The organism is Nocardia albiluteola (genome assembly GCF_018860155.1).
Taxonomy (GTDB): Bacteria; Actinomycetota; Actinomycetes; order Mycobacteriales; family Mycobacteriaceae; genus Nocardia; species Nocardia albiluteola.
On record NZ_JAHKNI010000012.1, the window covers coordinates 41,218 to 62,658 of the forward strand.

General features: G+C 66.4%; 15 protein-coding genes. 11 read left to right on the forward strand and 4 right to left on the reverse strand.

What is annotated here, in order from left to right:
• The first annotated feature begins 182 nt into the window (after positions 1-182).
• Both KO481_RS30105 and KO481_RS30110 read left to right on the forward strand, forming a co-directional pair.
• On the forward strand, positions 183-6,701 hold the full coding sequence (locus tag KO481_RS30105) for a PA14 domain-containing protein (protein ID WP_215921783.1): 6,519 nt from the start codon (positions 183-185) through the stop codon (positions 6,699-6,701).
• A 544-nt stretch (positions 6,702-7,245) separates the two neighbouring features.
• A complete protein-coding gene (locus KO481_RS30110) occupies positions 7,246-7,704 on the forward strand; it encodes a hypothetical protein (RefSeq protein WP_215921785.1) in 459 nt (152 codons plus the stop codon).
• Between the two features lie 15 nt (positions 7,705-7,719).
• Here KO481_RS30110 and KO481_RS30115 read toward each other — a convergent pair whose 3' ends face one another.
• Positions 7,720-8,283, reverse strand: coding sequence for a YbaK/EbsC family protein (locus KO481_RS30115; RefSeq protein ID WP_215921787.1), 564 nt, complete (start codon positions 8,281-8,283; stop codon positions 7,720-7,722).
• A gap of 158 nt (positions 8,284-8,441) precedes the next feature.
• The gene (locus KO481_RS30120) at positions 8,442-9,965 is read right to left on the reverse strand and encodes an FAD-dependent monooxygenase (RefSeq protein ID WP_215921789.1); all 1,524 of its coding nucleotides are present in this window, start codon (positions 9,963-9,965) and stop codon (positions 8,442-8,444) included.
• A gap of 308 nt (positions 9,966-10,273) precedes the next feature.
• Between KO481_RS30120 and KO481_RS30125 the strand changes: the two genes are divergently transcribed.
• The 6 genes from KO481_RS30125 (at position 10,274) to der (ending at position 16,790) form a co-directional block, all read left to right on the forward strand.
• A complete protein-coding gene (locus tag KO481_RS30125) occupies positions 10,274-11,248 on the forward strand; it encodes a ParA family protein (protein ID WP_215921790.1) in 975 nt (324 codons plus the stop codon).
• The gene (locus KO481_RS30130) at positions 11,245-12,153 is read left to right on the forward strand and encodes a segregation and condensation protein A (protein WP_372452149.1); all 909 of its coding nucleotides are present in this window, start codon (positions 11,245-11,247) and stop codon (positions 12,151-12,153) included. The genes KO481_RS30125 and KO481_RS30130 overlap by 4 nt, the downstream gene beginning before the upstream one ends.
• A gap of 38 nt (positions 12,154-12,191) precedes the next feature.
• Positions 12,192-12,854: an SMC-Scp complex subunit ScpB gene (gene scpB / locus KO481_RS30135; protein WP_308166835.1), complete on the forward strand. Its 663-nt coding sequence runs from the start codon at positions 12,192-12,194 to the stop codon at positions 12,852-12,854.
• A 944-nt stretch (positions 12,855-13,798) separates the two neighbouring features.
• Positions 13,799-14,605, forward strand: a complete 807-nt coding sequence (locus KO481_RS43445) for a pseudouridine synthase (protein ID WP_372452150.1) — start codon at positions 13,799-13,801, stop codon at positions 14,603-14,605.
• A gap of 50 nt (positions 14,606-14,655) precedes the next feature.
• Complete coding sequence (gene cmk / locus KO481_RS30145; RefSeq protein ID WP_215922069.1) at positions 14,656-15,354, forward strand: (d)CMP kinase; 699 nt, start codon at positions 14,656-14,658, stop codon at positions 15,352-15,354.
• Positions 15,351-16,790 (forward strand): ribosome biogenesis GTPase Der, encoded by a 1,440-nt coding sequence (der, locus tag KO481_RS30150; protein WP_215921796.1) that lies wholly within the window; start codon positions 15,351-15,353, stop codon positions 16,788-16,790. The genes cmk and der overlap by 4 nt, the downstream gene beginning before the upstream one ends.
• A 507-nt stretch (positions 16,791-17,297) precedes the next feature.
• On the opposite strand, the gene KO481_RS30155 is transcribed toward der, so the two are convergent.
• Positions 17,298-17,579 carry a YggT family protein gene (locus KO481_RS30155; protein ID WP_215921798.1) on the reverse strand — a complete coding sequence of 94 codons (282 nt, stop codon included), beginning with the start codon at positions 17,577-17,579 and terminating at the stop codon, positions 17,298-17,300.
• 349 nt (positions 17,580-17,928) lie between these two features.
• Here KO481_RS30155 and KO481_RS30160 point away from each other — a divergent pair, with 349 nt between their 5' ends.
• Together KO481_RS30160 and KO481_RS44100 are read left to right on the forward strand one after the other, a co-directional pair.
• Positions 17,929-19,425, forward strand: coding sequence for a carboxylesterase/lipase family protein (locus tag KO481_RS30160; protein WP_215921800.1), 1,497 nt, complete (start codon positions 17,929-17,931; stop codon positions 19,423-19,425).
• A 120-nt stretch (positions 19,426-19,545) separates the two neighbouring features.
• A complete protein-coding gene (locus KO481_RS44100; protein ID WP_215921801.1) occupies positions 19,546-19,938 on the forward strand; it encodes a protease inhibitor I42 family protein in 393 nt (130 codons plus the stop codon).
• Between the two features lie 31 nt (positions 19,939-19,969).
• Here KO481_RS44100 and KO481_RS30170 read toward each other — a convergent pair whose 3' ends face one another.
• Complete coding sequence (locus tag KO481_RS30170; RefSeq protein ID WP_215921802.1) at positions 19,970-20,410, reverse strand: MarR family winged helix-turn-helix transcriptional regulator; 441 nt, start codon at positions 20,408-20,410, stop codon at positions 19,970-19,972.
• 112 nt (positions 20,411-20,522) lie between these two features.
• Between KO481_RS30170 and KO481_RS30175 the strand changes: the two genes are divergently transcribed.
• On the forward strand, positions 20,523-21,428 hold the full coding sequence (locus KO481_RS30175; RefSeq protein WP_215921803.1) for an alpha/beta hydrolase: 906 nt from the start codon (positions 20,523-20,525) through the stop codon (positions 21,426-21,428).
• Positions 21,429-21,441 lie beyond the last annotated feature (13 nt).

Genomic DNA, 21,441 nt, shown 5'->3' on the forward strand with positions numbered 1-21,441 from the left:
TCATGATCTGCCGTTGCTGACACCTCCCGCTTCGATCAAGCCCCCGACGTGACGCGAGCGCTCCCGCGACTGGAGCGGGTTATGAAGGCGTGCACTGTATTTGCCTCGATACCGCCGAGTGATCGGCCTAGGTCCTTCTATCTATTCGCCCCATTGCGGGGTGTGACAGTTGGTGTAGTGAAATGAATTCTCGATTGTGGCGTCGCGTGTGGTCCAACCCGCGTACGCGGATATGGCTGGGGATCGCTGTTGCGGTGCTGGCGGTGGCCCTGACAGCGCAAGCCGTGCACGTCATCGTGACCCCGAGAGTGGCGGGCAAACACGGGATCGACGCGGCGCGGCACTTGCCCCTGATGGCGCCCGCGGCCAGGTCGGCGAAGCTCCCCGCACCCGATAAGCGGCCCCCGCAGCCTCCGGAGGCCGATTTCGCACCGTTGAGTGCGAAGTTGTCGCGGTCGGGCACGCATAGTGGCTACGACCAGCAGACCTCCAAGGAGGTGTCGCGGTCGGAGAAGGCTGTCGAATACGTCAACAAGGACGGGTCGCATTCATTGGTGTTGTCGCAGGCACCGATGAGTGTGGCTGACGGGCAAGGCCATTGGGTGTCGATGGACACCCGAGTCGTGGGAGACAAGTCATCGGCGAAGGCTGCGGCGGCCCGTGACGGCGCGCACACAGAGTTCGCGCAGTTCGCCGACGACCAAGCCCTGGTGCGGGTCAATGACAGTGGTGCACCGGTGACGTTCGCGCTCGAGGGTGCTCACAAGGTTGCGCGGTCGGTGTCGGGGTCGACGGTCACCTACGCCGATGTGCTGCCGGGCCAGGATCTGAAGTACGAGGTCCGGCCGGGCGCGGTCCAGGAATCGGTGATCCTGAAGTCGCGGACCGCGGTCGGTGATGGCCGGTGGGTGTACGCGATGAAGTTGGGTGCAGGTTCGACGCCGCAGCTTCATGACGACGAGGTCGTCATCACCGACCCCGACGGCAAAGAGATTGCGGCGCTGCCGCCGATCCAGGTGCGAGACTCCGCCGGCGAAGGCGAGAACAACAAGAAGAAAAGGGTCGCCCGTACGAGCGGAAAGTATGAACTCGAGCGCGAGGGTGATTCCTGGTCGCTGACGGTGACGGTGGACAAGAGCTGGTTGACCGACAAGTCTCGGGTGTTCCCGATCGTGGTCGACCCGACCTACACCTATGGCTTCGGCAATACCGCTGCGACGACGGCGTTTTCGTCCGACGGTGTGACGACATGCCAGAATACGTGCGGGATCGAGGTCGGGAATTCGCTGCCCTCGGGGCAGAACTTGTACTGGCGCTCGGGGTTCCGGTTCGACTTTTCCCCGCTGTACGGCAAGGCGGTGGTCGGTGCCCGGATGGATTTCCAGACGACCGGAACAGCCGCCACGACTGCGGCGACAGCGAACCTGTACCAGGCCACAAGTCCGCTGGGCTATGGTTCGCTCGGTCCGCAGTTGGCGTCCGCGCAGGTAGGTAACGCCGGTTCGATGTGGTCCCCGAACTTGACCACCTATATCGCCGGACGTGTTGCCGCGCAGGATAATAACGCGTGGTTCCTGCTGACCGGCGCGGAAACCGCAGGCGCTGCGACCCTGCAAACCCTGCAGGCTCAGTTGATCGTCGATTACGGCACCGCACCTCCGGCGGCGACTGCGGTCGGGCCGGTCGATCAGGCGGTGGTGGGGACTCGGACGCCGACGCTGTCGGTGAACGCGGTCACTAACCCGTCCGGTGATGCGACCTTGTATTGCTTCAAGGTGTCCACCGGGGCCGACGGGCTGTCGGGTGAGACGGTGGATTCGGGGTGCCTGACCACACCGACGTGGACGGTGCCGAACTATGTGCTGCACGACGGCGCGACCTACACCTGGACCGTGCTCACCGCGCTGTCCGGTGGTGTGACCACGACAACGCCGCCGTGGGTGAATCACTTCAAAGTCGATGAGCGCCTCGGGGACGGCAAGATTTCACCCACGGACCGGATAGGTCCGGTGACGGTGAACCTGTACAACGGCAATGTCTATGCCGAAGGCGGCGGCCCCACCTTCCATTCCGTCGGCGGGGATTCGGGGATCAAACTTGCCTACAACTCGCTGGCCGGGGCGCCCCGGGGAGTGACAACGTCGTATTTCAACGATCCCACCCATACGGGCACACCCGCGGCGGTTCCGGTGATGGTGCGCACCGAACCGCAGGTCGACCTGGATGTTTTCGGGTTCGAATCGACCGCGGAAAACGGGTACACGATACCGGGGTTGACGTTGGCGCCGGCGCTGGATCCGTCGTGGTACGTCGTGCGTTACGAAGGATATTTTCAGGCGCCGGTCGCCGGGGACTACCGGTTCGACGGCTCCTATGTCGATGGTATGCGGTTGTGGGTCAACAACTCTCTGCTGATCAACGACCCGCAGGGGACACGTCCGTCCAGCAATTTCACCACCGTCGGCCCGAAAACCTCGCAGGACATCACCCTGACCGCGGGTCAGCGGATTCCGTTGAAAGTCGAACTGGTACATCATACTTCGGGCACCCAACCGAAGATGGTGTTGTGGGGGCGGGCGGCGACGGGCCCGGATACCGCGCGCACGTTCACGATGAACCCGCAGATCGTGCCTGCGAACCTGCTGTATGCGCGGGACTCCGCACCGCTACCGGGCGGCTGGAGCTTGGCGGTACCCGGCGCGAAATACATGTCCGCCACTCAGATGGACGGATCGGTGGTTCTCACCGAGGACACCGGTGCGGTGCATACCTGGGCGCGGACGTCGGAGGGCGGCTATATTCCCCCGGTCGGTGAGGACGGGGTGTTGGCGTTCGATGCCAACGGCCTCATCACCGAAACCGAGGGCGGGGTGGCATCGGTATTCAACCCCGACGGCACATTGCACACGGTCACCACGGTCGAGGACAGTAAGAAACCCGCGGCGCTGCAATACATTTACAGCGGTTCACCGTCCCGGTTGACCTCGATCAAGGACCCTGTTTCGGGGTTGTCGCACACCCTGTACTACAACACCGACAACAGCAACAGCTGCTACGGCGGCGCGAGTGCACCCTCGGGTGCCGCGCAAGCACCCGAACAAATGTTGTGCCGCATCAAATATTGGGACGGCACCGAAACCCGCCTGTGGTACTCCACGGTGCGCACCCTGGACCGGATCGAGAACCCGGGCGGTGAGATTCGGGACCTCACCTACACCGACGAGGCGAGCTACGTCTCGGCGATCGGAAGCAACTCCGACCCCGTTACGGTGGAGAACTATATTGCCTCCGTCGGACCGCTGTATCAGCTGCGCGACCCGCTGGCCACCGACTGGGAGGCCACCCAAACCTCATACTCGGGGACCGCTGACCGCACCACGATCCAATACGACCAATTCCAGCGCGCCCCCGATCTACCGACCGCCGCGCCCACGAATATCACCAGCCCCGCACCCGATGGGGTGACCACCAACATCCAGCCGGGGCACCTGTACCTGTACGACCCCACCCACAACTCCGCGACGGTAAAGATCTACCAGGGTCTGGACAAGACGTACGCCAGCTCCACCTCCACATACGACTCGGCCGGGCGGAGCCTGAATTATACCGACCCCGACGGGCTGGTCACCTCGGCGGAATGGACACCCAAGGACAAGGTATCGGCGACCGTCGATGGTGCGGGCCGCCGCTCGACCGTCGTATACGACCATGCTGACCGGCCGACCGACTCGTATGGTCCCGCTCCCGCCTCGTGTTTCAATGGCCAGACCCCGACCGCGCAGTGCGCGGGCACGATGCCGACCACCCATGTCGGCTACGACGAGGCACTGACCGGTCTGTCTGCGGCGCTGTACAGCAATCCGGTGCTGTCAGGTATCCCGGCGGTGTGGCAGACCGGTGTCGGCACCGCCGACGGGTCGCTGGCCCAAACCTGGGGCAGCTCACCGCCCGTCGCCAACACCGGTGGCTGGTCCGCCAGGTTCACCGGGGAGATCCAATTCCCCGCGGCAGGCGCCTACGGAGTCGGCTTCACCGCCGTGGACGGCGTGCGGTTGTGGATCGACGATGTCCGGTTGGTGGACAGCTGGTCCGACAAGGCCAGCACCGCGACCGCCGGCAGCTACACCAACACCGTCGCCGGGAGCTGGCATCGCATCCGCGTGGAGTACTACAACCGCAGCGGCACCACCGGTGCGTTGAACCTCACCTGGACCCCACCCGGTACGGGATCGCCGGTCACCGTGCCGGGGCAGTTCCTGCAGCCGCGTTACGGACGGCAGACAAGTCAGACCGACTACGACAGCTCGGGCGGCGCGACGGAACGGGCGGGTACGACCAAAACCGCCACCAGCTACTCCGATCCGGCGAACGGGATCGATGCGGTATACGGCTTGGTGGTCGCCAAAACCTCGGACCCCGGCGGACTTTCGCTGGTACGCCGTAATACCTACGAGACCCCGGGTACCGGGTATCTCCGCAAGACCGCTAGCGCGCTCCCGTCCGGTGATATCACGAATCCGGACAAGCGCAGCACCACCACCTATTACGGCGACGCCGAAACACGGGCGAACCCGTGCGTTTCCGGGGCATCGGCGGTGAATCAAGCCGGACTGCCGAAGATCGTGACCGCCGCGAAAAATGCGGCAGGTCAGTCGAATACAGCTGAATCGGTCTACGACGGCGCGGGACGGGTCGTGGCATCCCGGGTCAACTCCGAACCATGGACATGCACCAGCTACGACGCCCGCGGCCGGACGACACAGCAGGCATTCCCGGCTCAGGGCAACCAACCCGCCCGCACGGTCACGTACAACTATGCCGTCAACGGGGATCCGAGAACCACGGCCGCCAGCGACTCGAGCGGCACCGTCACCACGGTAGTCGACCTTCTCGGACGGCCCGTCTCGTATACCGATGCCAACGGTGTGGTCACGACCACCGGTTACGACCCCGCCAGTAGGGTGACCAGTACAACATCGACGGTCAAGGGTGTTACCAGCACGCTGAACTACACCTGGGACAACGCATCCCGGCTACTCACGGTCGGACTGGATGGAACAACGGTCGCGACCACCGGCTACGACAATGGTGGGCAGGTAGCCAACGTCGCGTACGGCAATGGATCTCGGCTCGATTCGATAGCGCGTAATGCGGCCGGCGCGACAACGGGATTGACGTGGAAGACCGCCAGTTCGACCGTCGTCGATTCAGTGACCAGATCCTCACACGGGCGCATCACCGACGAGAACCTCACCGACACGGCCAATCCCACCGCCACCTTCACAGATTCCTACACCTATGACGGAGTCGGGCGCTTGGCCGCGGCGACGGTCCCGCATCATCAGCTGACCTACCACTTCGACCCCACCGGCGGGTGTGGCCCGAATACCGCGGCGGGCATGGACACCAACCGCACCGGGTTGACCGACGTCAAAGACGGTGCCGCGGCGGTAACCACGGCCTACTGCTACGACAACACCGATCGGCTGCTGTCGACCAACGGCACGAACGCGCTGTCGTTCGCCTACGACGTGTACGGCAATACGACCAAGGTCGGGACCGACACACTGGGTTACGACTCAACTCGCCGGCACGTCTCCACCGCGACCGCCTCGGGGACGAACGTCGCCTACACCCGGGATGCGAACGACCGGCTGACCGCCCGGACCGTGCAGGGCGCGCCCACCACGACCGCGAACGGGACGACCCGCTACGGCTACACCGCACCGCAAGCGGGCAACCCCGAATTGGTGCTCGATGCCAACGGGAACCTGCTGCAGCGGGTGCTGAAGTTGTCCGGTGGTGCGGTGCTGACCAAAACCTATGGGCCCACGGCAACCACGAACTGGTCCTACCCGGACGTGCACGGCAGCATCCTGTTCACCGCCGATGGCGGCGGCGCCCGCACCGGTGCCATGCATCTCTACGACCCGTACGGCCAGGACATCGATCCGGGCACGGGCGCGTTCGCGGACATTCCGATCCCCGCGACGATGACCGGCGGTATGGACTACGGCTGGCTGGGGCAGAACACGCTCCCGATCGAGCACCTCGCCAGCCAGCAGGCCGTCGAAATCGGTGCACGCACCTACCTGCCCATGCTCGGTCGGTTCCTGCAGACCGATCCGGTCTCTGGCGGCTCGTCCAACGACTACGACTACGTCAACGCCGACCCGATCAACAACATCGACCTCACCGGCAAGAATCCCCTGGCGGTGATCGCTCCCCTCGTTCCGGAGGTAGGTGAGGCACTCGGAGCGGTACTCGCCCCCGAGATCGTCATCCCAGCGGTCGTACTCGGTGCGGGGATCTACGCTATCGAGAAAGCGAACGACCACAAGAACGACCCACCAGCCACCAGCAAACCGAATACCGCACAAGCACCGGACAAGGCGGCGGACCCGGATGCGGCATCTCCGGGACGCCCGGCCGCACCGCACCTGGAGGGCGGAACTCTCCCGCAGGTCAGTAATAAGGTATGGGACAACGCCAAAGGAAAGGATGGTGCAACGCACTCCACACTCAAAGAAGGGATTGATCCAAAGGATCCGGCGCAGCTAAGGAGCCTGGCCAGTGAATCAGACGCGAAGGCTATGCGTGATTTCTACAATTGGGCTGCCGAGAACGGTAAAGGATCAGAGGCAGCCAAAGATCGTGTAGCAATCCTGGATGAGATTATCCAAGCATATGATGATAAATGATGGGAACGATAGTGGAAAATAACAATACAGCGAAACCTCAGACGATCGACCTTAAGTATGGATCGATCTCCGGTGGGCCCGAGATCTGCATATGGTTCGAGCCGTTCGCAACTACCTTCGAGCTATCAGATGGCGACTATGTGATTCTCCGTACGCCGCGTCATACACTGGAATCGATGGAAGTTTTGCTCGGCCCAGGAGGGCTGCAGGTTTGGGTGGACCATACCGTGGAGTCTCTAGTCCTCGACCGACATGGAAATGAGATCGCCAGGCTGTAATGCCGTTTTGGTGAATCTGACTCAGGGAACATGTAAACACGGTGACGAAGTCAACGGCGGCCTGGTGCCTGACGAACGACCAGAATGATTGGGTTCAAGATCACGGTTGGAGTGGTGTATATGAACAAAAGATGGTCAGACTGTAAACCCTGCGACAAGCCGAAAAATGCTTGGAGATTCCGATCCCTACAGCCATGTCACAACTTATAGAGTGCCGACTGCTGTCCCGATCTCTGGCTAGATATTCCGAGGGTAGATATTCGATATTGACACTGATCAACGAGTTGACGGCCCTGCTGGCGGGGGGCAAATCCGCCTGGCGATCCGAGCTGGAAAAGCACTGGTCAACGCTGGAGGAGCTCTATGCGGTGGCCCTGTATCGCGGTGAGTCGCTGGACACTCTGCGGGTCGATCGGAATCCTGAGATCCGTACGGCGATCTCGGAGCTCGGTCGCCTGATCGACAAGATAACACCGATTGCCGGAATGGAGTTCGATTCCGTCATAACGGATCGGAGGCCTTCGGGATTCGAAGTGCGTCTGGAAAATGGGGTGCTCGGGTTTTTGGAAAATACCAGCAATCAGAGGTGGGTCGAGGGTCATGATCTCGAAGTGGGGGACAGCGTCACGGTCGTTGTCGTCGACGCGGGGCGAATTCCGGTCGGTGTCAGTGCGCTGACCCTGGACCTGGAACGCGCGAGCGAGGTCCGGGAGGAATGGGCCTGAAAGGCCCTCGCGAAGCTACGCGGCGAGGCCCGGAATTACCTCGGCGCCGGGGAGTTTCGCGGCGGCCCAGCCGGGAAGGATGAGTTTGCCGCGGCGGCGGCCGCTGCCTGTGAGGATGTGGGGTGTGGCGGCTACGGCCTGGTCGATGAGCAGGGGCCAGACGGTGGGGAGGCCGATGGGGGTGATGCCGCCGTATTCCATGGCGGTCTCCTCGACCGCCGCGTCCATCGGGGCGAAGGAGGCCTTGCGGGCGCCGAGGTGTTTGCGGACGGCCGTGTTCACGTCGAGGCGAGTGTGGGCGAGGACCAGGCAGGCGGCCAGGGTGATCTCGCCGCCGCGCTTGGCGGCGACCACGACGCAGTTCGCGGACGATTCCAGTGGTACACCGTAGGTTTCGCAGAACACTGCGGTGTCCGCCTTATCCGGATCGGTGTCCACATACAGCACCGATTCCGCCGCGTCTTTCGCCTCCCAGCCCTTCAATGCCGCGGCCACCGGACCCACGAGATCGTCGCGGACTTCCAGCGCCCTGCGCACGCTGTTGAAGTTCCCGAACGGAGGGTGCGGGTGGTCGGCCATGCGGGAGAGTGTATCGAGCCTCGGAGACTCGGCTTTTGGGCGGTGTCGGCGTCCGACCGGCCGGACCATGCTGGCCGCACCCTTGCGGTCCACCATGGTGGATGATGCGGAAAAGCCTGCCCTCGAATCGAATCCGGGGCAGGCTCGTGATGGTCCGTCTACTTCGTGATCGGCGTCGCGCCGACCCATTGCGCAAGTGCCGCCACGATGGCGGTGGCGTCCGCGGTGTCGGCGGCCCAGGCGACGTAGGCGTCGGGGCGCACCAGCAGGACGGGCTGCTTCGGGTCGGCGGCGTGCACCACGGTGACCCGATCGGTGGACGGAATCTCCGTACCCTCCGGCACCACCAGGACGAATGTGCCGCCGCGCAGCGCCTCGTACAGCCTCGGGGATGGCGAGCCGACGGAGCTTGCGGAGTCGGCGGGGTGGGTGTGCACAGCGGGCTCGCCGGCCAGCGCCACGTCGTGCACCCGGGTGCCGACGAGTTCGTGCGCGCCATGCGGGCGGTCGTAGGTGAAGCCGACGCCGGTGATGGTGCGCGCGACCTTGCCGCCCACCGCCGGAATGCCGAGCACGGCGCCGCCGACGACGTTGCGGGCAATGCGGCCGGCCGCGGGCCGCACCAGCGCGGCGCGCACGATGGCCCCGCTCGAGCGCAGTACCGCCTTGCCGACGGGGTGCCGCTCGGCCTGGTAGCTGTCCAGCAGTGCGTCGGTGCCCCAACCCTGCACCGCGGCGGCCAGCTTCCAGGCCAGGTTCGCCGCGTCCTGAATCCCGGTGTTCATGCCCTGGCCGCCGGCGGGGGAGTGCACGTGCGCGGCGTCGCCCGCCAGGAACACCCGTCCGACGCGGTAGGTCGGCGCCTGCCGCTCGTCGCTGTGGAACCGGGACATCCAGCGCGGGTCGTGCATGCCGAAGTCGGTACCCAGCGCGCGGCGGGTGACCTCGCGAACCTCCTCGAAATCGACCGGCGCCGAATCGGGCTGCGGGTTGGTGCGGTTCCAGCAGAAGATGCGGTACCAGCCGTCACCGAACGGCGCGACGAAGGCGAAGCAGTCGCCGATCCCGTTGACCGCCAGCACATCCGCGGGCGCTGTCTCCAGCCGGACATCGGCCAGCATGATCGACTGGATCACCGCCTGGCCGGGGAAGGGGACGCCGATCTGCTCGCGCACCCGGCTGCGGTAGCCGTCGGCGCCGGCCAGGTAGGCGGCCCGAATCTTGTGCTCGGCGTCTTCGAACTTCACCACGGCGTCCACCCCGTCTGCATCCTGCGAAAGGCTCAGCAACTCAGCGCCGGGGACGATGGTCGCACCCAGTTCCAGCGCGCGGGCGCGCAGCGCCTTCTCGACGTTGGTCTGCGGGGTGATCAGCAGGTACGGGAACCGGCCGTCGATGTAGCGGTCCAGGCGCAATTTCACACTGCCGCCGAAGAATTGGAAGTCCTGCACCTTGGCGCCGAGCTCGATGAGACCGTCGGCCAGACCGCGCGCGTCCAGCTCCTCAAGCGTGCGGGCGTGCACGGCGAAGGCCCGCGCCAGTTGCGAACCCTCGGAGTGCTTTTCGATCAGCGTCACCGCGACGCCCGCGCGGGCCAGATCGCCCGCGAGCATCAGGCCGGTGGGACCGCCGCCGACTACCAGAACGTCGGTGCTGGTGGGGATGGTGTGTGCGGCGTTCATGGCTTCCTCCTGAGTCAACATCTGTTGGCCAACGGCCGTTGACCAATACGTTAGACCTCTCGCGGAGCTGAAGTCAACAGTTGTTGGCCAACAGATGTTGGCAAAAGTTTGGCATTGCTCGGCAAAGCTTTTCGTGGTCTCCGGGCTCTAAACCTGGAGTTGAGCCCTAGGTTCCGCCTGCGTGTCCGAGCGCAAGTCTTGCGCTACAAGGCGGTAGCGTCTATGGCGTGCTCTTCGCGGCACACCTGATGAGGATTGGTCCCGCAGCGCTGAGCGGGGCAGTGCAGGACTTGTAAGGAGCAGCGGATATGACGACAGCCGGTGCGGGCGGACCGCATGAGGGTGCTGCGGCAGACCCGCGATCACCATTCCGATCATCAGGCCAGCGGATAGAGCATGCGGCCCAAACATTATGGGAGGCGAAAGACATCGTGGCGGACGGCACGGAAGTGGGCCCGACCGGACGCCCGTTGCGCGACATACCGGACCCGCCGCCGGTGTCCCGCCACGGAGACGCCCTGATCGTTGCCATGTGCAACCAGAAGGGGGGCGTCGGCAAGACCACCTCGACCATCAATCTCGGTGCCGCGCTGGCCGAATACGGCCGCCGGGTGCTACTGGTGGACCTGGATCCGCAGGGTGCGCTGTCCGCGGGTCTCGGTGTGGCCCATCACGATCTGGACATGACGGTGCACAACCTGCTCGTCGGGGGCCGCGCGACCGTCGACGACGTGTTGATGAACACCAAGGTCGACGGCATGGATCTGCTGCCCAGCAACATCGATCTGTCCGCCGCGGAGATCCAGCTGGTCAACGAGGTCGGCCGCGAGCAGACCCTCGGCCGCGCCTTGGCCCCGCTGCGCGATCGGTACGACTACATCCTCATCGATTGCCAGCCCTCGCTGGGCCTGCTGACGGTGAACGCGCTGGCATGCGCCGACGGCGTGGTCATTCCCATGGAATGTGAATACTTTTCGCTGCGCGGCCTGGCGCTGCTCACCGACACCGTGGACAAGGTGCGGGACCGGCTGAACCAGCGGCTCGAGCTGTACGGCATCGTAGTCACCATGTTCGATGCGCGATTGCTGCATTCGCGGCAGGTCATGGCCCGGGTGGTGGAGGTGTTCGGTGATCTGGTGTACGACACCGTGATCAACCGCACGGTGCGCTTCCCCGACGCCAGCGTGGCGGGTGAGCCGATTACCACTTGGGCGCCGAAATCCGGTGGCGCGGAAGCGTATCGGGCGATGGCACGGGAAGTCATTCACCGGTCGGGCCGGTGACGGAGCAAGACCAGCCGACTGTTTCGGACGTACCAGGATCGCCCGCCTCCGAAGAGGGTGCGGCACCGGACAATCCCGACAGAGCGAACGTATTTCACCTGCGCCTGAAGAACTTCGAGGGTCCCTTCGATCTGTTGCTGCAGCTGATCAGCCAGCGCCGCCTCGATGTCACCGAGGTGGCGCTGCACAAGGTCACCGACGAGTTCATTACCTACACCAAGGCCTTGACCGCGACCCTGAACGAGAGCAAGACGCTGCGCGCGGACAAGATCCTCGATCTGACCACCGATTTCTTGGTCGTCGCGGCGACCCTGCTGGACCTCAAGGCGGCGCGGTTGCTGCCCTCGGGCGAGGTCACCGACGCCGACGATCTGGAACTGCTCGACGCGCGTGACCTGCTGTTCGCCCGGCTGCTGCAGTACCGGGCGTTCAAGCAGGTGGCCGAGCTGCTGGGTGAGCTCGAGGCCGCGGCGCTGCGGCGCTACCCGCGGGCGGTCTCGCTGGAGGACCGCTACCTGCGGCTTCTGCCGGAGGTTACGCTGGGTGTCGACGCCACCGGGTTTGCCGATATCGCCGCGGCGGCGTTCCGGCCGCGTCCGGCGCCGAAGGTGGGACTGGACCATCTCCACTCCCATGCGATCTCCGTCGCCGAGCAGGCCGCGCTGGTGCTGGAGATGTTGCGAGCCCGTGGTGCGGGCGGTTGGACGACGTTCCACGAGATCTGCGCCGATTGTGACGTCCCGGTGCAGATCGTCGCCCGTTTCCTGGCGCTGCTGGAGCTGTATCGAGGCAAGACGATCGAATTCGACCAGCCGGACCCGCTCGGGCCGCTGGCGGTGAGCTGGATAGGCGAGTTGGATGCCGCGCAACCCGCGGCGGTGACGATCGAAGAGGATTACGGGTGACGGTGACTGTGGGTTCGGAGGAAACGGGTTCGGAGCCGGTGGGTCCGGACGATGAGTCCGAGCAGTTCAGTCTGCAAATACTCGATGACGAGCAACTTCGCTCGGCCCTCGAGGCGATGCTGCTGGTCGTCGATGCACCCGCGCCCGTGGAACTGCTGGCCGCGGCGCTCGGCGACAGCGAACAGCGGGTCGGGCGGGCGCTGCGGGAGATGTCCGCGGAGCTCACTGCCCGGGGTAGTGGTATAGATCTCAGATTCGTCGGCGACGGGTGGCGTTTCTACACTCGCACCGAGTTCGCGCCCTATGTCGAGCGCATGCTGCTGGACGGCGCGCGGTCCAAACTCACCCGGGCCGCTTTGGAAACTCTGGCTGTTATCGCCTATCGTCAACCGGTTACGCGAGCACGGGTCAGCGCCGTGCGTGGAGTCAATGTCGACGGTGTGATCCGTACCCTGGTGGCGCGCGGACTCATCGCCGAGTCCGGGACCGATCCCGAGACCAACGGCACCCTGTACGTCACCACCGAGCTGTTTCTGGAACGGATCGGACTCGCGTCGCTGGCGGAACTCCCGCCGTTGGCGCCCCTGCTGCCGGGTGTCGACCTGATCGATGAGATCAACGAGAGTCTGGACACCGACCCCCGGTACACCAGACTGAAGAAGCCCGCCGAGTCGGATATCGACCTCGGCGCCGAGAATTGACAGGACACATGGATACACCCGCTCGCCGAGATGGCACACCGGATCGTAGGAAACGCAGTAATGAACCGCCACGCGGAGGCGGTCGAGGGCAGGGCGGCCGCGACGCCGACGGGCGCGGCGGATCGTCGCGGGGTCGTGGGGGGTACGGATCGGACCGTGGGTCCGCTCGCGGGGGGAATGCGGACGATCGTGGGTCGCGCCGTGGCGGTTATTCGCAGGAGCGCGGTTCGGGCCGCGGGGGTTACTCCGACGATCGTGGTCGTGGCGGCTATTCGCAGGACCGAGGCGCCGGTCGGGGCGGTTCGGGTCGCGGCGGCTATTCGGACGATCGCAGCTCGAGCCGCGGCGGTTATTCGCAGGAGCGCGGTTCGGGTCGCGGGGGTTACTCGGATCATCGCGGCTCCAATCGCGGTGGCTACTCCGACCGCGGAAGCCGCGGCGGGTTCTCCCAGGATCGCGGCTCCGGTCGTGGCGGGTATTCGGATGATCGCGGTCGCGGCGGCTACTCCCAGGATCGCGGCGCCGGACGGGGTGGCTATTCCGCGGGGCGTGGCGGCAATTCGCCTGAGCGCGGTGGCTTTTCGCAGGACCGTGGCGGTCGCGGCGGGTATTCGGACGATCGCGGTCGCGGTGGTTATTCGCAGGACCGGGGCACCAACCGGGGCGGCTACTCTCAGGGCCGCGGTGGCAATTCGCCTGAGCGCGGTGGCTTTTCGCAGGACCGCGGCGGTCGCGGCGGGTACTCGAGCGATCGCGGTTTCGCCGGTCGCGGCGGCTCCGAGTCCCGCGGCCGGGCCCCCGAATCCCTGCCCGGCCGTAACGACAGCCGTTCCATCGCGGGCCGGAACACCTCCGGCCGCATCGGCGGCGCGCGTCCGCTGACCCCGCAGCCCGCGCCCAACCGCAAGCCCAAGCCGCAGCCGCAGCGCCGGCAGCCCACGCTGGTGAGCTTCGCCAAGCCCGCCAAGCATCAGCACGTCGAGCACGAGGCCGACGGCCCGAAGAAGCTCCCGTGGGGCGAGGGCGAGCGGCTGCAGAAGGTGCTGGCCAAGGCCGGCGTGGCCTCCCGCCGGGTCGCGGAGGAGCTGATCGAGCAGGGCCGCATCGAGGTCGACGGCGCGATCGTGCGTGAGCAGGGCCTGCGCATCGATCCGGAAACCGCGGTCGTGCGCGTCGACGGCGTGCGCATCGTGGTGCGCGAGGAGCAGGTCTACCTGGCACTGAACAAGCCCAAGGGCTTCCAGTCGACCATGTCCGACGAATTCAACCGGCCGTGCGTGGGCGATATCGTCGCCGAGCGCGTCATGGCCGGGCAGCGGCTGTTCCACGTCGGGCGCCTGGACGCCGACACCGAGGGCCTGCTGCTGCTCACCAACGACGGCGATCTCGCGCATCGGCTGATGCACCCCTCGTTCCAGGTCTCCAAGACGTATCTGGCGACCGTGGACGGCGAGGTGCAGCGCGATATCGGCAAGCGCCTGCGCAAGGGCGTGGAACTCGACGACGGCCCGGCCTCGGTCGACGACTTCCAGGTGCTCGAGCTCGGTGCCGGGCGTTCCCTGGTGAAGGTGGTGCTGCACGAGGGCCGTAAGCACATCGTGCGGCGGCTGCTGGACGCGGTCGGTCACCCGGTGACCGCGCTGGTGCGCACCCATATCGGCCCGGTCGCACTCGGCGACCAACGGCCCGGCACCCTGCGCGTGCTGGGTCGCGACGAAATCGGAAAGCTCTACGAGGCGGTGGAGCTGTGAGGGGCAGCGGACTGGTGAACGGTACCGAGATGATCGAGCTTCCAGCTCTGATGACGAATTCGGAGCCGCTGGTGATCGCGATGGACGGTCCGTCGGGAACGGGCAAGTCCAGTGTGTCGCGACGACTGGCCGCACGGCTGGGCGCGCGGTATCTCGACACCGGTGCGATGTACCGGGTGGCGACGCTGCGCGTGCTGCGCGCCGGCGCCGATCTGGCCGATCCGGCCGCGATCGCGGTGGCGGTCAAGGAGCTGCCGCTGACCATCGGCACCGATCCCAGCCACGAGGTGATCGAGCTGGACGGCGAGGACGTCTCGGGCGAGATCCGCGGCGATGCGGTCACCAAGGCGGTCTCGGCGGTGTCCGCGGTGGGCGAGGTCCGCGACCAGCTCGTGGCGTTGCAACGCGAAATCTCCGCGGGCGCGGGGCGAATCGTGGTCGAGGGCCGCGACATCGGCACGGTAGTGCTGACCGCGGCGGACGCCAAGATCTATCTGACCGCCTCGGCGCAGGCGCGCGCCTACCGGCGCAACCAGCAGAACATCGCCGAGGGGCGCGGCGACGACTACGAGGCGGTGCTGGCCGACGTACAGCGTCGCGACAATCTGGATTCCACCCGCGCGGTGTCGCCGCTGCGCCCGGCGCAGGACGCGATCATGGTCGACACCAGCGACCTGACCCGGGACCAGACCATTGACGAGCTGTACCGGGTTGTGGCGCAGCATATTATGGTCGGAGGTCGGCGATGACGGAGGTGTTTCCCGAGGCCGTCGGTTACGCCGCGGACGGGATCTGGAGCGACGAAGCCGATTGGGAGATCGCCGATCTCGAGGGCGATGCCCAGGTACACGAGTACGTCCCGATGCCCACGGTGGCCGTGGTCGGGCGCCCGAACGTCGGCAAATCGACTCTGGTGAACCGCATTCTGGGCCGGCGTGAGGCCGTCGTCGAGGACGTTCCGGGCGTGACCCGCGACCGCGTCTCGTACGAGGCCACTTGGTCCGGGCGGCGATTCCTGGTGCAGGACACCGGCGGCTGGGAGCCCGATGCCAAGGGCCTGCAGCAGTCGGTGGCCCGGCAGGCCGAGCTGGCGATGCGCACCGCGGATGCGATCCTGCTGGTCGTCGACGTGACCACGGGCCCGACCGCCACCGACGAGGCGGCGGTGAGGGTGTTGCGGCGCTCCAAGACTCCCGTGATTCTGGTCGCCAACAAGGTCGACGGCGAGAAGCTGGAGGCCGAGGCGGCGTCGCTGTGGTCGCTGGGGCTGGGGGAGCCGCGGATGGTTAGCGCGGCGCACGGCCGCGGCACGGGCGATCTGCTCGACACGGTGCTCGAGGCGCTGCCGGAGACGCCGCGCGAGGATGTGGCCGCTCCCGGATCGGGGCCGCGCCGGGTCGCGCTGGTCGGCAAGCCCAACGTCGGCAAGTCCAGCCTGCTCAACAAGCTCTCGGGCGATGAGCGCTCGGTGGTGCACGATGTTGCGGGCACCACCGTCGACCCGGTCGATTCGCTGGTCGAATTGGGCGGTAAGCCTTGGCGTTTCGTCGATACCGCGGGCCTGCGCCGCAAGGTGGCCAATGCCAGCGGCACCGAGTTCTACGCCTCGCTGCGCACCAAGTCCGCCATCGAGGCGGCCGAGGTCGCGGTGATGCTGATCGACGCCTCGCAGCCGATCACCGAGCAGGATCTGCGGGTGATAAGTATGGTCGCCGAGACCGGGCGGGCGCTGGTGCTGGCCTACAACAAGTGGGACCTGGTCGACGAGGATCGCCGCTATCAGCTCGAGCGCGAGATCGATCGGGAAATGGTGCAGGTGCCGTGGGCGCAGCGGGTCAATATCTCCGCCCACACCGGTCGCGCGGTCCAGAAGCTCGTTCCCGCAATGGAAACCGCGCTCGAGTCCTGGGACAAGCGCATCCCGACCGGCAGGCTGAACACCTGGCTGAAGGAGGTCGTCGCGGCGACCCCGCCGCCGATGCGTGGCGGCCGCCTGCCGCGCGTGCTGTTCGCGACCCAGGCGACCACTCGGCCGCCCACGTTCGTGCTGTTCACCACCGGATTCCTGGAGGCGGGCTATCGCCGCTTCCTGGAGCGCCGGCTGCGTGAGGAGTTCGGATTCGACGGATCGCCGGTGCGCATCTCCGTCCGCGTCCGGGAGAAGCGGGACCGCAAGAAGAAGTAGCCGGGTCCGGGCGTTGTGCCCGAACCCATGTCGTGAATCGGCACCCCGTCCAGTGTTCTGGGCGGGGTGCCGGTTTGCTCGATGGGTGGGTTCCGGAGACGGCGTAGTCGACGCTGTTAGGTAGATATGCGAATTGGAACATGTCAGTTCGAAGATTCCGGTGCGGAGATTCCAGTTCGGGAATGCCTAGAGGGGCGAGGCGGTACGGCGGGCTGGGGAAGGCGAGCCGGACAGGGCGGCGATCGTCGTTTTCCGGACAGGGCGGGTCGGGGAGGGGTACGTTCAATCCGCTTGGTGCACAGTCGAATAAGGGGCTTCTCATGTGGATTATCGCGGCCATCTCCGCCGTTGCCGCCGTGGTCATCGGTTTTGCGTTCGTGAAGTCGTTCCCGGAGCGGTAAGGGGCCGTGGGGGATCGGGCGGGGTGAACCGGTACGCACGGGTACTCGCCTGGTCCGCAGCAGAACTCGGGATCGGCTGCGGCCGGCTCGGTGGGGTAGCGGCGCCCTAGAGGCTGAACGCGATCGAGCGCAGGATGAGCGCGAGGATGAAGACCAGCGTGAAGGCCAGGTCGATGGACATGCCGCCCGCGCGCACCGGGGGCAGCACCTTGCGCACCGGCGCGATGACCGGTTCGGTGCAGGCGTGGGCGATGCGGCGGCCCTTCACCAGCCATTCGGCACTCGGCGAGCTGCTGAGCATCTGAATCCAGTCGAGCACCATGCGCGCCAGCAGCGCGAGGATGAACAGGCTCAGCGCATATCCGATGACTGCTCCGATGAGAGCCATGGCGAACTCCTTCTTTGTCGCGCGTCTTATCCATATCAACGCCGGGCCCCGGACGAAAGTGTCCGACATGCGGTGTTCTCAGGCGACTATCAGATCAGACCGCGGGCCGATCGGACGGGAGCGACGGGCCGGTGTGACGGCCTTCTGTGCTGCCCGGGTCGAGCGGCTGCTCGCCGGGTAATCCGGTCGCTCACGGGCCGAGGAGTTGGTTCAGCATTTGCTGTGCTTCGAAGAAGAGCAGGAACAGGTGGTAATAGATCAGCAACACCGGAGCATTGTGCCGGTTGTTCGGTTCGAACGTGTGGTGAACCCGCGATTCGGGGACAATGCTGGCGACGAAGGAGATGCCATGGAGACCATCGTGTCCGTGACCGGCGGGAAGGTCCGCGGTCGCACCGAAGCCGGGATCAGTACGTTTCTCGGGATTCCGTACGCGGCCGCGCCCGTGGGCCCCGCGCGATTCGAGCTGCCCGCGCGGGTGCCCGAGTGGGACGGGGTGCGCGATGCGCTCGAGCACGGCCCGACGTGCGTGCAGTCGCCGTATCCCGCGCCGATCCACGCGCTGATCGGTAGCGACGGCATCGCGGGCGAGGAATATCTGAACGTGAACGTCTGGACCCCCGACGCCGGGGGCTCCGGGCTGCCGGTGCTGGTGTGGATTCACGGCGGCGCCTTCGTGCGCGGCTCGAATGCCCGGGAGATCTACGACGGCGCGGCGTTCGCGCGCGACGGGGTCGTGGTCGTATCGATCAACTACCGGCTCGGCATCTCCGGCTTCGCGGCGGTGCCGGGCGCGCCGCTGAACCGCGGGCTGCACGATCAGGTGTTCGCGCTGCGGTGGGTGCAGGAGAACATCGAGACATTCGGCGGGGATCCGGGCAATGTCACGATCTTCGGGGAGTCCGCGGGTGGTATGAGCGTCGTCTCGCTGGTCGCCTCGGCGGTGACGCGGGGGCTGTTCGGCCGCGCGATCATGCAGAGCGGCAACGGCATTGCCGTCGCGACGGAGCGGGATGCCGAATTGGTCGCCACCGAGGTGGCCCGGCACGCCGGAATCGCCCCGACCGCGACCGCATTCGGCGAGCTCGGCCCGGATCGGCTGCGGGAGGCGCAGAACGCGATGGCGCTGGACCTGATGACCGATCCGGATCCGGCGCGCTGGGGCGCCTCGATCATTCGCAACGGGCTCGGCATCATGAGCCTGTTCCCGGTGCTCGACGGTGAGCTGGTGGCGGCGCTGCCCAGCGATGTGCTTGCCGCCCAACCGGATCGCGCGGTGCCGATGCTCGTCGGATGCACCGCGGAGGAGTTCCGGTTCTTCACCGTGCCCACCGGTCTGGCCGCGGGCATCACAGCGGAGAACCTGCCCGCCGTGCTGACCCGCTACGGCGTGGATCCGGCGGTGGCCCCGGTGTATTCGGCCAATCGGCCCGATGCCTCGGCGGCCGACGTGTTCAACGTGATCATCACCGATGCGGCGTTCCGCGACGACACCATGCGGATCGCCGAATCCGTCGCGGCGGCGGGTAAGCCGGCGCACGTCTACGAATTCGCCTGGCGCTCCGGCATCGAGGGGCTCGGCGCCTGCCACGTGCTCGAGGTTCCGTTCGTCTTCGACCGGCTCGCGGCCGCGCCGACCCTGACCGGCCCGAACCCGCCGCAGGCCTTGGCCGACGAGGTGCACCGGGCCTGGGTGGATTTCGCCACCCATGGCGACCCGGGCTGGGAGCGCTTCACAGCCGGGCGCCGCGCGGTCAAGGTCTTCGACTCCCAGGCGTCGGCGGTGCACGTGGACCCGCGCGCGGATGAGCTCGCGGCGCTGCGTGCCTCGCACGGGGGGCACTGACGTTCGAATCCGCAGGTGCGTAACGCGTTTGACAGTTCGGCGGGCGGTTTGTCCAAGATCGTCTGTATGGTGTGAGCGCCCGAATCATATGGAAGGACAGTGGTGCGTACACCTTTGCGGATGGTTGTTGTCGGTCTGGCCCTGGCGGCCGGCGGCGTGAATGTGGCGGCGCAGGCCGCGCCGGTCGCGACGCCGGTGGCGGAGCCGATCATCGTCGGAACCGATGGGAACGGGCAGTCGCAGACGCTGTCCGTCGGTCAGGAGCTGGCGGTGGCGTTGCCGGACACCCCGTCCTCGGGATATGTCTGGGCGCTGAGCCCGGTCGACCAGCGGGTGCTGCATCAGGAGGGCGCGCCGCAGTTCCGCGGGACGAACCCGATGCCCGGGGCGGCCGGGACCTCGGTGTGGACCTTCACCGCCGCAGCCCCGGGGACCACGACCATCACGCTGTCCTCGGTGCGCCCGGGTTCGGCTCCGGCGCAGACGTTTACGGAGAAGGTCACCGTCCGCTAGCACGGATTCGGAACTCGCCCACCGCTGTCGCCTAGTGCGCGGCGGTGGGCGGCAGTACGGCGCGCAGCCTGCGCAGCGACTCGTGCAGTTGCGCAAGTTCCGGCTCGCTCAGGGCGGCGCCGAAGATTTCCCCGAACATCCTGTCCAGCACGGCATTCGATCGCTGCAGCAGGTCCTGGCCCGCCGGGGTGAGCGCCACGATCGATGACCGGCGATCGTCCGGATTCGCTTGCCGCGCGCACAGCCCCTGGGCCACCAGTCGATCCACTGCCTTGCTCGCGCCGCCGATGGTGATCACCAGCGCGGCGGCGACATCCTGAACCCGGCTCGGTGTGGTGCTCGCGACCGCCCGCAGCGACGAGCAGATGATGATGGGTGTGCCCAGCTCCGCCCGCAGGCGCGCGTCGGCCAGGTTCCAGAGTTCGATCTGGCAGCGAACCAGATCGTCGAACATCGCCCATCGATCCGTCATGTGTCCTACCTCACAATTCTCGATATAGATTCCTAGGAATTTAGTTTCCGGGAATCATGTTCTTGGGAATGTTATCGCAGTCCGGGATGCCCGGAACGAGGAGGAGTCCACTATGAGCAAGGCGCAGCGCGCGGCGGTCCATCAGGCGGTTCGGGATTACGAGCTCGACTTCAGCGGCGACCTGGCGGTGGCGCGGCAGAGACTCCACGAATTGCAAACCTCCAGACCGCTTCCCGAGGATGTGCGGATCGCGCCGACCGAGCTGGGCGGGGTGCCCGCGATCGCGGTGACGATCGACGGCATCGACGGCCCGAATGTGGTGCTGCACTTCCACGGTGGCGGCTATGTCGCCGGATCCGCCTCCGATGCGGCCCCTTTGGTCTCGGAGCTGATCCGGCACGCGCGGGCGCGGGCGGTGTCGGCCGATTACCGGCTGGCGCCCGAGCATCAGTACCCGGCCGCGGTGGACGACGCCCTCGCCGCCTATCGGGCGTTGCTGGACAGCGGGGTCCCCGCAGCCCGCATCGCGTTCGCGGGCGAATCGGCCGGAGGCAATCTGGTGCTGGCCACGCTGCTGGCGGCCAAGGCGGCCGGGGTGCCGCAGCCCGCGGCGGCGGTCGTGCTCTCGGCCTGGGTCGACATGACCAACAGTGCTGACAGCATGAACTCACGCAAGGCCATCGACCCGTCGCTGACCCCGGCCGATCTCGCCGTCTGCGCGGAGCGCTACGTGGGCGCCGCCGACCGCACCGATCCCCTGATCAGTCCGCTGTTCGGCGATCTCACCGGGCTCGCGCCGCTGCTGATCCAGGTAGGCGGCGACGAGATCCTGCTCGACGATTCGACCCGCCTCGCCGCCCGCGCGGCGTCGGCGAACGTCCCGGTGCAACTGGATGTCACCCCGGAGGTGCCGCACGTCTTCCAGGGCATGTCGGCGGTCCTGGACGAGGCCGGCGCGGCGCTGGACCGCGTCGCGATCTTCCTGCAGCGGAACTGGACGGAAGCGGCTGCGGCGTAGCGGCTCCCCGGGA

What these genes read in the sequence shown, in the direction of transcription:
- KO481_RS30105 (WP_215921783.1), top strand. Translation starts at nt 183, where the DNA reads ATGAATTCTCGATTGTGGCGTCGCGTGTGGTCCAACCCGCGTACGCGG.
- KO481_RS30115 (WP_215921787.1), bottom strand. Translation starts at nt 8,283, where the DNA reads ATGGCCGACCACCCGCACCCTCCGTTCGGGAACTTCAACAGCGTGCGC.
- KO481_RS30120 (WP_215921789.1), bottom strand. Translation starts at nt 9,965, where the DNA reads ATGAACGCCGCACACACCATCCCCACCAGCACCGACGTTCTGGTAGTC.
- KO481_RS30125 (WP_215921790.1), top strand. Translation starts at nt 10,274, where the DNA reads ATGACGACAGCCGGTGCGGGCGGACCGCATGAGGGTGCTGCGGCAGAC.
- cmk (WP_215922069.1), top strand. Translation starts at nt 14,656, where the DNA reads ATGACGAATTCGGAGCCGCTGGTGATCGCGATGGACGGTCCGTCGGGA.
- der (WP_215921796.1), top strand. Translation starts at nt 15,351, where the DNA reads ATGACGGAGGTGTTTCCCGAGGCCGTCGGTTACGCCGCGGACGGGATC.
- KO481_RS30155 (WP_215921798.1), bottom strand. Translation starts at nt 17,579, where the DNA reads ATGGCTCTCATCGGAGCAGTCATCGGATATGCGCTGAGCCTGTTCATC.
- KO481_RS30160 (WP_215921800.1), top strand. Translation starts at nt 17,929, where the DNA reads ATGGAGACCATCGTGTCCGTGACCGGCGGGAAGGTCCGCGGTCGCACC.
- KO481_RS44100 (WP_215921801.1), top strand. Translation starts at nt 19,546, where the DNA reads ATGGTTGTTGTCGGTCTGGCCCTGGCGGCCGGCGGCGTGAATGTGGCG.
- KO481_RS30170 (WP_215921802.1), bottom strand. Translation starts at nt 20,410, where the DNA reads ATGACGGATCGATGGGCGATGTTCGACGATCTGGTTCGCTGCCAGATC.
- KO481_RS30175 (WP_215921803.1), top strand. Translation starts at nt 20,523, where the DNA reads ATGAGCAAGGCGCAGCGCGCGGCGGTCCATCAGGCGGTTCGGGATTAC.